Genomic DNA, 13913 nt, shown 5'->3' with positions numbered 1-13913 from the left:
ACAGATACTCCTTTACTAATTTGACTTTGAATTGCACATCATATTTTTCCATTGAAAAACCCCTAAAAGTTGAATGGGTGTCCAACTTTTGGGGGTCAGTTCAGAGCGTGGGAACGAGTAACGAGTAAAGCAGGAGCGAGTAAACGAGTAGCAAATTCAGGCGATTCAAGTAGCAAATTCAGGTGATTGCCGCCTGAGCGCCGTAAAAATCGCCGTCCTTCAGGGCGGCGGCGATGTCAAAGTGTGCTTCCGCCGGTTTCACGGCCGCAGGGGCAGAGTTCGTCGGTTTGCAGGCCGTCCAGGATGCGCAGGACCTCTTCGGGGTTGCGCCCGACGTTCAGGTTGTTCACTGAAACATGCTGGATGATATTGTCGGGGTCTACAATAAACGTGGCCCGCAGGGCGACACCGGCCGATTTGTCACGGATACCGAGTTGGTCTATTAATGAGCCGGTCGAGTCGGCAAATGAATAATGTCCCAGCTTGTCCAGCTCGGCATTCTCGCGGCGCCAGGCCAATTTGCAAAATTCGTTATCAACCGAGCCGCCCATGAGAACCGCGTCACGGTTGGCAAATTCTTGTACCAGACTGTTGAAGCCGACAATTTCCGTAGGACAGACGAAGGTGAAGTCTTTAGGGTAAAAATAGATGATTTTCCATTTGCCCGGGAAAGAACTTTCGGTAATGTCTTCGAATGCAGAAACACCGTTTTCTTCGTGTTTGTTGAAGCCAGGCTTGACGCCGATCACTTTAAACGCTTCCAGTTTGTCACCAATGGTTTTCATGATTTTTCCTTATTCCTCAAGGTTTCCAGATCCGGGTCAGTATAACGCTAACGCTTTAAGATGTCTGCCTGATTGTTTGCCTGCCTGGCTTTGGGTATTTCAATATGGCCGGTAAGGCCTGTAGGCTTGTTGGGCAAGAGCTGTAGCGAGCCGCCTACGTGCTTGAGCAACCGCTCGACAATCGAAAGGCCAAGGCCTGCGCCGCTTACGCCGGTACGGGCAACTTCCCCACGGGAAAAGGGACGGAGCAGGCGCTCTATGTCTTTGCTTTGTATGCCAGGCCCCAGGTCGCTAATGTCAATATGAATCAGGGAACCTGTTTCCCGGGCAGTCACGGTGATATGCACCACACCATCCGCGGATTTGCCATAACGGCGGGCGTTTTCAATCAGGTTGCTGACGATGCGTTTGAGATTCAATTCGCCGATTTTGGCGTAGAGTCCTGGTGCTACATCAAATTTCAGTGTGCCGGCCAGGGATTCGGTATAGTTTTTTTCGCGTTGGCAAAGCATGGTCAATACTTCGGAAACATCAATGGCGGTATCGGGAATGACGCCGGCAGAGCGGGCATATTCCATAAGCTGGCCAATACTATGGTCAATCTGGGCCAGGTCTCCGTCAATGGCAGCGCGGGTTTCATCACTGACATTGCTCAGCTCAATTTCAAGTCGCATGCGTGCCAGGGGGGTGCGCAGGTCATGGGAAATGCCAGCCAGCATCAGTTCCTTGTCGGCTTCGGTCTGGCGCAAATCACGTGCCATGCGATTGAATGCAAGGTTAAGATCACGAATTTCAAGCGGGCCTTCGTTGGTAGGCAGGGGGGCCGGGTTTTCACCGCGGGCGACTTGCTGCACGGCTTTGGACAGGCGCGAAAGGGGGATGTTGACAAACCGGACGCTTATGGCAGCGCCGGTTACCGCCAATATAAGGGCAATAATGCCCCAGCCCAGCCATTCATTGATCAGGGATATTTCGGAAGAGTCGTTTTTTAACAAAAGCCAGTACAGGTCATCATTTGCCGTAAAGCTGATCCAGATCCCTGTCTCGCCGTTCATGTTGGCGGCTACCAAAGTGTTGGGGTCTTTGGTTTCCAGCCTGATATGTTGAATGAAGGTGTTCCAGAAAAAGGTGTTGGGCAAGGCAAGGGTGGTGTCATCCAGCTGGCGGGGAAAAAACTGGATATCACTGTCAGTGGCCAGGTCAATCACCAAGGCGTTACGTTCTGAGGAGGGAACGTAAAGCAGGGATTTTTGAGTGATTTTAAGGGCGGTAATGACCCGCTGGGCCAATTGAATGGCACGGGGTTCTTCCTGCATGCTGAAAAAGACGGCAAGCCAGGTACCCAGGCTGACAATCAGCAAGGCGGCCAGCAGCAAAAAAGACCGGCTGAATAAACTCAGCCGGGCCTTGAATAACGTTTTTTGGAATAAACCTTTTAAGTGCTTTTTATCTTCCAGCATTTAGCATAAGAGGTATCAGTTTCCGCCATCGGGCACGAAAACATAACCCAGCCCCCATACGGTTTGAATGAAAACCGGTTTGGCAGGATTGGGTTCGATTAACTTGCGAAGACGGGAAATTTGAACGTCCAGGCTTCGGTCGAAGGCTTCGTATTCGCGTCCGCGTGCCAGTTCCATGAGTTTGTCACGGGACAGGGGCATTTTGGGATGACGCGCGAAGACTTTGAGTACTGAAAATTCGCCTGTGGTGATGGGAATGACCTCGTTGTTTTTGCTAAGGGTGCGGGTTGACAGGTTCAGGGTGTATGGTCCAAAAATAATGGATTCATTTTCCTGGCTGGGCGCCCCAGGGTGTTCATCGGAGCCGCGACGGCGCAAAATGGCATTGACCCTTGCCAGCAGTTCGCGGGGGTTGAAGGGTTTGGACAGGTAGTCATCGGCGCCCATTTCAAGACCAAGGATGCGGTCGATTTCTTCCGCTTTGGCCGTTAGCATGATAATGGGGGTGTTGTCACCGGCGCCACGCAGGCGACGGCATATTGACAGGCCATCTTCGCCTGGCAGCATGAGATCGAGGACCAGCAGGTCGAAGTGTTCGCGTTGCCAGAGCTTGGACATTTCTTTGCCATCTTCGGCTACAAAAACATTGAACCCTTGTTCAGACAGGTAGCGACGCAGTAGATCACGCAGGCGTTGATCGTCGTCTACAACCAGTATTTTTCGAGGTGAAGTTTGATTTTGAGTATTCATACCGGAAATGTAACAGCCTTCAAAAAGGTTAACTAGGGGGTTTCACAACATGTTACACAAAAAAAGTCCGGGTAATTGTGATTCTTGTGTAACGGATATTTGTGCCTGTAATAAACAAGATCCGTTTGTTTGCAAAGGATTGAACCAAATTTTGCAGATACTGATCTTTAAACCATTAAAATGTTATTTTATGAGTGGCAATGCACTATTATCAGTAGAATAAAGCAAATTTAAAAGGGGTTTTCTCAAAACATTTGCGTTAAACCAAGTTTGGTGTATTTTTGTCTTGTTATGTGCTTTCTGGCATTTTGTAACAAATAAGGTTAGTTGCATATCGGTATATACGATAGTTTCTTGAATTTTTTATGACGAATATTAATTTGATTGGAATCGAAACCTCGGGCTCCGGCTCCAGTGTGGCCTTGTTGTGTGCCAATGAGCAAGGCAATGCCAGGATAACGGTTCGGCACAACACGCTGGGTCAGCAACACGCAGAGCGCCTGTTGCCCATGCTTGATGAGTTGCTGGAAGAGGCGGGTCTGCAAAAAAACGATATCCATGGCATTGCTTTCGGGCAGGGTCCGGGCGGGTTTACCGGCTTGCGTATTGCCTGTGGTGCCGCACAGGGGCTGGGTTTTGGCCTGGGGGTGCCAGTGTATCCTGTCACATCGTTGCGGGCCACTGCCGAGCTGGCGCGTGCGCAGGCCAGTGGCCTTTACATCGTCAGCGTGCTTGACGCCCGCATGAATGAGGTTTTCATGGGGGTTTACCGTCAAGACGCCAATAACCCCCATCAGCTGGAAACCGTCCAGGGGCCGTGTTTGATTGCGGCCGATCAGGTTTTATTCTGGCTGGAAAGCCAGCGGCCTGAATGGGAGCGTAATGCGGGCAGGCAGATCCGCTTTTTACTGGCTGGTAATGCACTGGCTGCCTATCCCGATATATTGCTGGGGCATGAAGGTATTGCTTATGGGCCGTCTGAATGGGCGGGAGCCGATACCATTGTGCAGCTGGCCCTGCCTGCCTGGCATAACAAGTCGTTTATTCAGGCCGATCACGCCAGTCCGCTGTATGTCCGGGACAAGGTGGCATTTACCACTCAAGAGCGTGAGCAGGGGGCGGGCGGTAATCCCAAGGCCAGCCTGCCGTCTGTTAACAGTAGCCAGGCTTTGCCCGAAAACTCAGGCCGGCCGCCAGAGGATGACTATCTTGTTCAGGCCATGAATGAAGGGCATATTGATGCAGTGGTGGCCATTGAGCAGGCAGTGCAGGAAAAACCCTGGACCAAGGGGAATTTCCTGGATGCGCTTAAAGCCAATTATCCGGGCTGGGTTATCACAGACAGGCAAAACACCATTCTGGGCTTTGCCATGCAAATGCTGGCCCCCGATGTTTCCCATCTGCTGTTAATTGGCGTCACTCCCGGTTTTCAGGGTCAAGGGCTGGGTGCACGTTTGCTGGCTTTTACCGAGAACAGACTTAAAGAGGCTGGGCTGGATTTGCAGGTGCTTGAGGTGCGGCCTTCAAACCGCCAGGCGCGGGCTTTTTACGAGCGGCACCATTATGTGCAAATTGGGATGCGTAAGGGTTATTATTCGGGTAATAATGGTGAAAGTGAAGATGCACTGGTCATGCAAAAGCATGTGGCATAATGGCTCATGGTATCCAATAATTTAATTCCTCCGGTTCCGGTTCGGCCCAATCTAAATGGCTTGCAGGCGTTGTGGTTGCAAGAGTCAGGCATAGACCGCCTGTGGGGCGAGCCCCTGTTGGCGCTTGGGAGTGGCCGTCAGGTAGAGGCTGTTTCGGCTGTCAAGCCCGGTGTGGCAGGGCCTGGCCATTTGGCCGGTACAAAAGAGTCTGGCCGGCAAGCCGAAGAACAGGCCTTCGCCACTTCCCGTTCGGTTGTTTCACAGCGGCCTTCCCGTCAGCTTGAAAGGCCGATACCCGCGCAAATATCACAAGAAGAAACCCCGCCAGCCGTGGTGCTGCGGCCTGATCTTGGTCAACTTGATTGGCCTGGCCTGCGTGATAGTGTGGCCAACTGCACCAGCTGCGCACTAAGTGAGCATCGCAGGCAGACGGTTTTTGGCGAAGGAGCGCTGCCTGCCGACTGGATGTTTGTTGAGGAAGCCCCGGGTGAGCAGGATGACTGGCATGGACAGCCCTTTATGGGCAAGGCGGGAGCCCTGTTTGACAATATGCTTAAGGCCCTTGGTTTGCAGCGTGAAACCGTGTTTATAACCCCATTGGTCAAATGCCGGCCGGTTGCCAATATTGCGCCTTCAAAAGAAGAAGTGGCCAGTTGCCTGGGTTTTTTACAGGCACAGATTGAACGGGTCCAGCCTAAGTGTATTGTGGTTTTCGGGCGTGCCGCCAACCGGCTTTTGGGCAGCAATGAAACCCTTGAGGCCTTGCGTGCCAAAGATTGTTTTATTAACGATGCAAACGGGAAACAGGTGCCCGTTGTGGTGACGTATCACCCTAACCATTTAATGGTTGCGCAAGCCGATAAGGCCCGGGTTTGGCAAGACCTGCAAACAGCGTTGCGGATTGTGCGTTCCAGTTCATAGATGGCCTGCCTCTTGTTTAAAGCCAGCCGGCACGGTGAGCACAAATGCGCACAAACCGTTTTCCCTGGCCCGGTTTCACGGCAGGGCCCAATACTATGTATTTTGCTGCGCCCGCCCGTGGCCGATATCGCCAATTTCATTGAAGGTCTCGGGGTAACGTTTTTTATTGACCAGGCACCAGACAATGATAAATGACATTAATACGGCCACAATAGAGCCAAAAATAATGATGATGGTATTGATGTGCATGTCAAAGGCTACCATGGCGCCATAGGCGGCTACCATGAACAGGATGTTAAGCTGCTCATTGAAGTTTTGCACTGCAATGGAATGCCCCGCTGAAAGCAGGACATGCCCGCGGTGTTGCAGCAGCGCATTCATGGGTACCACGAAAAATCCGGCCAGACCACCAATTAAAATGAGCACCAGATAAACACTCCAGTCACTTTTGGTGATGGTCATGAGCATGACGGCCAGGCCCATGATAATGCCAACAGGCAACACGACAAGCGCTTTACGTAAGGGAACCTGGCCGGCCAGTACCGAACCCAGTACGGTGCCAATGGCGGCGACCCCCATTAAATTGGCTGATTGGGCAATGCTAAGGTTCAAGTGGTCTTGCCCCCATTGCAAAACCACCAGTTGAAGGGTTGCACCGGCCCCCCAGAACAGGGTGGTGACTGCCAGGGAAATTTGCCCGACTTTGTCTTGCCACAGTATTTTGACGTAGCTGAAGAAAACCTTGCATAGCCTGACCGGGCTGGTTTCCTGTTTGGGATAAACAAAGTGTGTGTTGGGGATTAACAGATTGCACAGGGCGGCCAGAATATAAATGGTGGCAATAACCACGATGGCCGCTTCAGCCGGTGTTTTGGCAATCGTGCTGATAAACGGGTTGGCCAGCAACCAGCCTGACATGGCCGGTTCAGTCAGTTTGCCGCCCAGTACCACACCAAGAATAATGGAAAGCACGGTAAGGCCTTCTATCCAGCTGTTGCCCTTGACCAGGTCGTTGGGAGGGAGCAGTTCGGTCACAATGCCGTATTTGGCCGGTGAATAGGCGGCGGCACCAATACCCACCAGGGCATATGAAAAACAAACGATATAAGCGTGAAGAGAGTGATTGTTACCTGCGACAAATTCGAAGCCGAACATGAGCAGACAACCCGAAATTTTAATGGCATTGGTCACAAACATGACCCTGCCCTTGGGGTAGGAGTCTGAAATGGCACCCACGAAAGCGGCCAGTATGACGTAGGAAAACGCAAAAAACCATTTCATGGCTGGAGTCATCCAGTCTGGCCCGTTTAATTCGGCAATAAGTGCAATTGCGGCAATAAATAAAGCGTTGTCGGCAAGCGAAGATAGTGCTTGCGCGATCATGACGAGATAAAAACCTTTTTTCAACCGAATTCCAATTTTTTGTTTTTTACTGTGAAGTGACCGCTAGCACTAAGAAATAAAGTCTTGCCATCCGTTTTTTTCAGTTACCGTGAATGTAAAAACGGGCCGGTAAAATTTAGTGGGACGGTGACTTTTATTGACCATATTTTGTGTGCAGCTAGGTTATTATATAAGGTTTAAGGCTTCATGCAACTTGTCATTCATAAATTGCATGAAACCAATTTAATATCGTTTTCTGTCTTTTAACGTGCGTTTAACCCAACTAAAATTATCCGGCTTCAAATCATTTGTCGATCCAACCACCATTCCTGTTCCCAGCCAGCTGGTGGGCGTGGTGGGCCCCAATGGTTGTGGAAAATCCAATATCATCGATGCCGTGCGTTGGGTGCTGGGCGAAACCAAGGCTTCCGAGCTGCGTGGCGAGTCCATGCAAGATGTCATTTTCAATGGCTCAGCCAATCGAAAGGCGGCAGGGCGGGCCTCTGTTGAGCTGGTTTTTGATAACACCGAGGGCCGTGCGATAGGGCAATGGAGCCTTTACGCCGAAATCTCTGTCCGGCGCGTCCTTACCAAAGACGGAACCAGCAGTTATTTCATTAATAACCAGCAGGTACGGCGCCGCGATATTCATGATCTGTTCCTGGGTACCGGTCTGGGTTCCCGGGGCTATGCCATCATTGGCCAGGGCATGATCAATCGCCTTATCGAGGCCAAGCCCGAAGAGCTGCGTGTGTACCTTGAAGAAGCCGCCGGGGTGTCCCGCTATAAAGAGCGTCGTCGTGAAACAGAAAATCGCCTGGCCGATACCCGTGAAAACCTGACGCGTGTTGAAGACATCCTGCGCGAGCTTGATGCCCAGCTGGGCAAACTCGAATCACAGGCCGAGGTGGCCACGCAATATCGCAGCCTGCAACAAGAGGGCGAGAAAAAACAGCATGTGCTGTGGATGATTCGCGAAGAGAATGCCAGGCAGGAAAGGCAGCGCAAGGCCGAGGAAAGCGAAAAGGCACAAACCGATCTTGAAGCGGCACTGGCACAGCTGCGGTCTACTGAAACGGCAGTGGAAGCGCGTCGTCAGGCACATTATCAGGCCAGTGATGCGGTTCATGCGGCACAAACCGCCATGTATGAAGCCAATACGCAGGTCAGCCGCCTTGAAACCGAAATCAGGCATGTGGCCGATTCGCGTAATCGCCTGCACAGCCGCAAGTCACAGTTAACAACGCAAATACAGGAATGGAAAGAACAATACCGGCATTGTGAAGAACAAATAGCCCTGCTCGAAGAAGAAAGCGCGGTGTCGGCTGAACTGGCCGAAGAATCACGCGCCCGGGTGGAAGATATGCAGTCGCACCTGCCCGAGCTGGAAAACCGGCTCAGACAGGCCGCTGCCGAGCGCGAGAGCCTGCGCAGTACTTTGGCCGGCATTGAGCAAAACCTGGCGCTGGTGGGGCAGCAGCAAAGGGAAACCAACCGTCAGCTGCAAGCGCTTGAGCAGCGCCGGGAAAGGCTGCTTAAAGAAAAAAGTGAAATTGCCCTGCCCGATACCGGTCGCAGTGAACAACTGGCTGGCGACAGTGCCGCTGCCGCCTTGCAACTGGAAGAGGCACAGGCACAGTTGATCAACCTTGAAGAACGCCTGCCCGGGCTTGAGCAAGCCCGTCGCCAGGCGCATGAAAACGCCCAGGCCGAAAATGCCAATCTGGCCCGTCTGGAAGCCCGGTTGGCCGCATTGGTAAAGCTGCAGGAAGACGTGCAAAAACAGGGGGCATTGGCACCCTGGCTGCAAAAACATGAATTATCCGCTCTTGGCCGTCTGTGGCAAAAGCTTCAGGTAGAACCGGGCTGGGAAAGCGCGTTTGAGTCGGTATTGCGTGAACGAATGGCCGCTATCGAGGTACATAATCTCGCGCTTACCCGCGCTTTTGCCCAGGATGCGCCACCGTCCCGTCTGGCGTTTTATCAGAAACCGGCTGCCCCCTTGGCGGTTCAGCCTGGCGCGCAGGGGATGAAACCGTTGTTGTCGCTGGTTCGTTGCAATGATACCGATCTTAAGACCTTGCTGGCGCAGTGGTTGCGTGGCATTTTTGTGGCCGACGACCTGTCCGAGGCCCTGAGCAGCCGCGAGCAGTTGCCCCAGGGTGGCCAGTTTGTGCTTAAAAGCGGTCATGTGGTGGATGCCAGCGGGGTTTGTTTTTATGCGGCCGATTCCGAACAGGCGGGCATGCTGGCACGCCAGAATGAAATAGAAAACCTGCAACGGGAAATCAAGGCAGACCAGTTAATTGCCGATCAGGCCATCAGTGCGGTTGCCCGCAGTGAAAGTGCCTGGAACCAGGTGTCGCAGGCAATGGTGCCGGCTCGCCAGCGATTGGCCGAATTAACGCGTCGCAGTCATGACCTGCAACTGGAGTACACCCGTCTGCAACAGCAAATCCAGCAGTCTGACGAACGTGCCCGCCGCCTGAATGAGGATCTGGCCGACCTGGACATGCAGCGCGAGGAACTGCATGCCGTCATGGAAACCAGTGAGGCCCGTTTTGAAACGCTGGACATGGAGTTGGGTGAAATACAAGGCCGTCATGCCGATGCGCAAATACACGGAGAAGACCTGGCTCAAGAGGCCGAGCAGGCCAGACAGGCCCTGCGGGATCTTGAGCGCTCGGCCCAGGAAGCCGAGTTCAGCAAGCGTTCGCTGGCAGCCCGCATTACCGAGCTTGAAAAGAACAAGGATTTGGCCCGTCATCAAAGCGGACAAGCCCAATCAGAACTGGATAACCTTGAGCAGGAGCTCTTTGATTTTGATGAAGAGGCCATCCGCAGCGGCCTGCAGGACGCGCTGGAAACAAGGGCAGAAAAAGAAGAGGCCCTGACGCAGGCCCGGATTGAACTGGAAAATATCGCTGCCACCCTGCGTAATGCCGATGACGGCCGACTGGCCCTTGAACAGTCCATTGAACCTTTACGGGCCCGTATCATGCAGTTGCAGCTGGACGAACAGGCAGCCCGGCTGGCAGTCGAGCAGTTTGCCGACCAGTTGGATCAGCACCAGGTTGACCGTGATCAGTTGCGGGCCATGCTTGCCGATCTGCCGCCCGATTGGCAAAAAACCGGCTGGCTTCAGTCAGAGGTACAAAAGGTTTCACGGCAAATAGACAGCCTGGGTTCGGTTAATCTGGCCGCGCTTGAGGAACTGGCCGAGGCTCGCAAGCGTAAAGGCTTCCTTGATGCCCAGCATGATGATTTAATATTGGCCATCGAGACGCTTGAAGATGCGATTCGCAAAATTGACCGCGAAACCAGGGATTTGTTGCAGGAAACTTTTAATCAGGTCAATGGTCACTTTGGAGAGCTGTTTCCAAAACTGTTCGGGGGTGGTGAAGCCCGCCTGATCATGACCGGTGAAGAGATCCTGGATGCCGGCGTGCAGGTGATGGCACAGCCACCGGGCAAGCGCAACAGTACGATTCATTTGCTGTCAGGCGGAGAAAAGGCCTTAACCGCAACCGCGCTGGTATTTGCCCTGTTCAAACTGAATCCGGCGCCGTTTTGCCTGCTTGATGAGGTTGATGCACCGCTGGATGATGCCAATACCGAACGATATGCAAATCTGGTCAAAAGCATGAGTGACCAGACACAGTTTTTATTTATTTCTCATAATAAAATAGCCATGCAGATGGCCCGGCAATTAATTGGTGTTACGATGCAGGAGCAGGGTGTTTCAAGAATCGTTGCCGTAGATATTGATTCGGCTGTCCAACTGGCCAATGAAGCATCATAATCATAGGGTTAAAAAGATATGAGTAATTTGCAGCTAAGTCTGATCGCACTTGGTGTTGTACTGATTTTATTGGTGTTGCTGTTCAATTGGTGGCAAGAGCAGCGTGTCCAGAACAAAATGCGAAACAGGTTCCCCGAGCCGGAGCAAGACCCTTTGTTAAGTGCGGAACCCATCCATACACATACTGGCTCCTTGCGTGAAGAGCCGGCATTTGGCCTGCCAGATGAAGATCCCGCCTTCGAGACCGATGTTGCGGTTGCCTCCATCAAACAGGCCCATGACGAGGAAACGGTTGATGAAGTCTGCGAAGGGGTGATTGACTTGCATTTTGCTTCCGCGGTTCCCGGAGCCAGGTTGCTGGCGCAAATCCAGTCTTATCGTCAGGCAGGCAGCAAGTCCATTCGTTATTTTGCTGAAACTGCCGATGGTTACCATCGTGCCCGCCTGAATCCCAATGAGTCTTATACCTCATTGCAAATGGCCGTGGTGCTGGCCAATCGCCAGGGGCCCCTGAATGAAATTGAATGGTCCCAGGCCTTGGTCATGGCCGATAAACTGGCCCATGTTTTTGATGCAAGTACCGAAAGCCCCAATGCCGATGCCCTGCTCAAACGTGCGCAGTCCCTGGATGAGCTGTGCGCCAATCTGGATACGCAGGTTGGCCTTACCCTGAAACTCCAGGGTACCCAGCCCGTGGCGGCTATTGTGGATATTATCCGTCGCATGAGTTTTGTGGAATATGGCAACGATTTTGCCTGGTGTAACGAAGATGGGGTACCCCGTTTTCTGTTGTTGCTGGGTAACGAACCCGGCCAAGGCGTGCGTTCTGCCGGTGTTGATCATATCGGTTTGCTGCTGGATGTTCCGCGCAGTCCTGCCGACGAGCATTCATTTGGTCGCATGCTGGGGGTCGCAAAAGAACTGGCCGTTGCCTTAAAGGCCCAGCTGGTCGATGATTCCGGACGCCCTGTCATGGATGGTGCCGAAGTCGCTATCGATCGCAAGCTTGTGGAGCTTTATGATGAACTTGACAAACAGGGTATTCCGGCTGGTTCGAGCCGTGCCTTGCTGGTGTTTTCCTGATCGCTGAAGTATAAAAATGGTAATAAAGCATGACCCTGAGGCGCAGGCATTGCAGGCGCTTCGCAATGAAATCAGAAAACACGACCAGGCTTACTATGTACAGGATGCGCCGCTTATTTCCGATGCGCAATACGATGCGCTCATGCATGAACTCCAAAAACTTGAGGCAGCCCATCCTGAATGGATTACCCCCGACTCTCCTACCCAAAGGGTAGGGGGTGCCCCGCTGTCTTCTTTTGCCAGTATCCGGCATGCCGTACCCATGTTGTCCCTGGGCAATGCTTTTGAGGAAGCGGACATCACTGCTTTTGACAAACGGGTGACTGACGGTTTGCGTGATGCCGGTTTGCTGGGGCTGGCTGATATGGTTGAATACAATTGTGAACTTAAGCTTGATGGCCTGGCTATTGGTATTCGCTATGAAAATGGGGTGCTGGCCCATGCGGCTACCCGTGGAGACGGGCAAACCGGAGAGGACGTGACCAGTAATATACGTACCATTGCTTCGGTGCCTTTGCGTTTGCAGGGAGAAAACCTGCCGTCCGTATTTGAAATCCGCGGTGAGGTGCTGATGAATCGCCAGGATTTCATAAAGCTTAACCAGCAGCAGGATGCCCGTGGAGAAAAGGTGTTTGTGAATCCGCGTAATGCTGCCGCGGGCAGTTTGCGCCAGCTGGATCCGCGCATTACCGCCAAGCGACCATTACGGTTTTTTGCCTATGGCTGGGGGGAAATCTCCGGTTTTACCAGCCCGTTGCCACTTACCCATGCCGACATGCTGGCCTGGTTTTCCCAGTTGGGCTTCCCGCTGGCGCAAGAGCGCAGGGTAGTCAAGGGCGTGCACGGTATGCTGGAATTTTACCGCCATGTCAGTCGTGTACGTGCCAGCCTTCCTTATGAAATTGATGGCGTGGTCTACAAAGTCAATCATCTGGCGGCCCAGCAGGCACTGGGGTTTGTTTCCAGGGCGCCAAGGTTTGCCGTTGCGCACAAATTCCCTGCCAAAGAAGTCAGCACCAAATTGCTGGGTATAGAAGTGCAGGTCGGACGTACAGGAGCCATTACGCCGGTTGCGCGTTTGCAGCCGGTGTTTGTGGGCGGAGTTACGGTGACCAACGCCACGTTGCATAATGAAGATGAAATCAGGCGCAAAGATGTGCGGATTGGTGATACGGTTATTGTGCGACGGGCCGGAGACGTGATTCCCGAAGTGGTTCGTCCATTGCCCGAATTGCGTCCGGCCGATGCACGTGAGTTTGTGATGGTTACGGCTTGTCCGGTGTGTGGATCAGCTATTGAGCGCTTGCCTGATGAAGCGGTTTCACGCTGCAGCGGCGGGCTGTTTTGTGCGGCCCAGCGCAAACAAAGCATTTTGCATGCGGCCAGTCGCAAGGCGCTGGATATTGAAGGCCTGGGTGAAAAAATCGTCGACCAATTGGTGGATCAGGGCTGGGTGCATTCTTTGGCCGATTTGTATCGCCTGTCTGTTGAAAAGATCATGGGTCTTGAGCGTATGGGTCGAAAATCGGCCGAGAACCTGGTGAATGCGATAGAAAAAAGCAAGCAGGTTGAGCTGTCCCGTCTGATTTATGCCCTGGGCATCCGTCACGTAGGCGAAACGACGGCACGTGATCTGGCTAGTTATTTTGGCAGCATGACTGCGCTGATGCAGGCTTCTGAAGAAGAATTGCTGAAAGTGACCGAAGTCGGGCCTGTGGTATCGGGTTCCATTCGCCGCTTCTTTGCCGAGCAGCATAACCAGGATGTGATTGCCGATTTGCTGCAAGTGGGTGTGCAGCCCAAACAGCTTGAAAAAAGCCAGAATGATACGCTGGCTGGTAATACCTTTGTGCTGACGGGTACTTTGCCTACCTGGTCACGCGAAGAGGCAGGCAAGCTTATTATGGAAGCTGGTGGCAAGGTAAGCGGCTCAGTATCCAAAAAAACCAGTTATGTGGTGGCTGGAGACGATGCCGGCAGCAAGCTTGAAAAGGCCCGTCAATTGGGCGTAAACGTGATAGATGAAGATCAGTTAAGACGCATGCTGGGCCTGTCCTGATTGCTTGATCCTGGTTCC

Annotated in this window: 9 protein-coding genes; 5 read left to right on the top strand and 4 right to left on the bottom strand. The window is 52.7% G+C overall.

Annotation, left to right across the window (positions count from 1 at the left end):
• Positions 1-236 precede the first annotated feature (236 nt).
• From IE074_RS01825 to ompR, 3 genes are read right to left on the bottom strand one after another with little or no spacing between them, the layout of a single operon-like run.
• Positions 237-785, bottom strand: coding sequence for a peroxiredoxin (locus IE074_RS01825; RefSeq protein WP_189383722.1), 549 nt, complete (start codon positions 783-785; stop codon positions 237-239).
• Positions 786-832: 47 nt separating this feature from the next.
• Positions 833-2245 (bottom strand): ATP-binding protein, encoded by a 1413-nt coding sequence (locus tag IE074_RS01820; protein WP_189383721.1) that lies wholly within the window; start codon positions 2243-2245, stop codon positions 833-835.
• A gap of 15 nt (positions 2246-2260) precedes the next feature.
• A complete protein-coding gene (gene ompR, locus IE074_RS01815) occupies positions 2261-2995 on the bottom strand; it encodes an osmolarity response regulator transcription factor OmpR (protein ID WP_189383720.1) in 735 nt (244 codons plus the stop codon).
• Positions 2996-3360: 365 nt separating this feature from the next.
• Between ompR and tsaB the strand changes: the two genes are divergently transcribed.
• Both tsaB and IE074_RS01805 read left to right on the top strand, forming a co-directional pair.
• The gene (tsaB, locus tag IE074_RS01810; RefSeq protein WP_189383719.1) at positions 3361-4647 is read left to right on the top strand and encodes a tRNA (adenosine(37)-N6)-threonylcarbamoyltransferase complex dimerization subunit type 1 TsaB; all 1287 of its coding nucleotides are present in this window, start codon (positions 3361-3363) and stop codon (positions 4645-4647) included.
• 6 nt (positions 4648-4653) lie between these two features.
• Positions 4654-5568 (top strand): uracil-DNA glycosylase, encoded by a 915-nt coding sequence (locus IE074_RS01805; protein ID WP_189383718.1) that lies wholly within the window; start codon positions 4654-4656, stop codon positions 5566-5568.
• Positions 5569-5661: 93 nt separating this feature from the next.
• On the opposite strand, the gene lplT is transcribed toward IE074_RS01805, so the two are convergent.
• Complete coding sequence (gene lplT, locus IE074_RS01800; protein WP_189383717.1) at positions 5662-6975, bottom strand: lysophospholipid transporter LplT; 1314 nt, start codon at positions 6973-6975, stop codon at positions 5662-5664.
• Positions 6976-7219: 244 nt separating this feature from the next.
• Between lplT and smc the strand changes: the two genes are divergently transcribed.
• From smc to ligA, 3 genes are read left to right on the top strand one after another with little or no spacing between them, the layout of a single operon-like run.
• Positions 7220-10753, top strand: coding sequence for a chromosome segregation protein SMC (gene smc, locus IE074_RS01795; RefSeq protein WP_189383716.1), 3534 nt, complete (start codon positions 7220-7222; stop codon positions 10751-10753).
• Positions 10754-10771: 18 nt separating this feature from the next.
• Positions 10772-11836, top strand: a complete 1065-nt coding sequence (locus IE074_RS01790) for a cell division protein ZipA C-terminal FtsZ-binding domain-containing protein (RefSeq protein WP_229793846.1) — start codon at positions 10772-10774, stop codon at positions 11834-11836.
• A gap of 16 nt (positions 11837-11852) precedes the next feature.
• Entirely contained in the window at positions 11853-13895 is a 2043-nt protein-coding gene (gene ligA / locus IE074_RS01785; RefSeq protein WP_189383715.1) for an NAD-dependent DNA ligase LigA, read from the top strand.
• The last annotated feature ends 18 nt before the right edge of the window (positions 13896-13913 follow it).

The organism is Advenella faeciporci, assembly GCF_014652395.1.
GTDB classification, from domain to species: Bacteria; Pseudomonadota; Gammaproteobacteria; order Burkholderiales; family Burkholderiaceae_B; genus Advenella; species Advenella faeciporci.
Note: the sequence above shows the minus strand (reverse complement) of the source record. Positions and strands in the feature narration are given on the sequence as shown.

Coding starts and splice junctions, on each gene's coding strand:
- IE074_RS01825 (WP_189383722.1), bottom strand. CDS start 785: ATGAAAACCATTGGTGACAAACTGGAAGCGTTTAAAGTGATCGGCGTC.
- IE074_RS01820 (WP_189383721.1), bottom strand. CDS start 2,245: ATGCTGGAAGATAAAAAGCACTTAAAAGGTTTATTCCAAAAAACGTTA.
- ompR (WP_189383720.1), bottom strand. CDS start 2,995: ATGAATACTCAAAATCAAACTTCACCTCGAAAAATACTGGTTGTAGAC.
- tsaB (WP_189383719.1), top strand. CDS start 3,361: ATGACGAATATTAATTTGATTGGAATCGAAACCTCGGGCTCCGGCTCC.
- IE074_RS01805 (WP_189383718.1), top strand. CDS start 4,654: ATGGTATCCAATAATTTAATTCCTCCGGTTCCGGTTCGGCCCAATCTA.
- IE074_RS01790 (WP_229793846.1), top strand. CDS start 10,772: ATGAGTAATTTGCAGCTAAGTCTGATCGCACTTGGTGTTGTACTGATT.
- ligA (WP_189383715.1), top strand. CDS start 11,853: ATGGTAATAAAGCATGACCCTGAGGCGCAGGCATTGCAGGCGCTTCGC.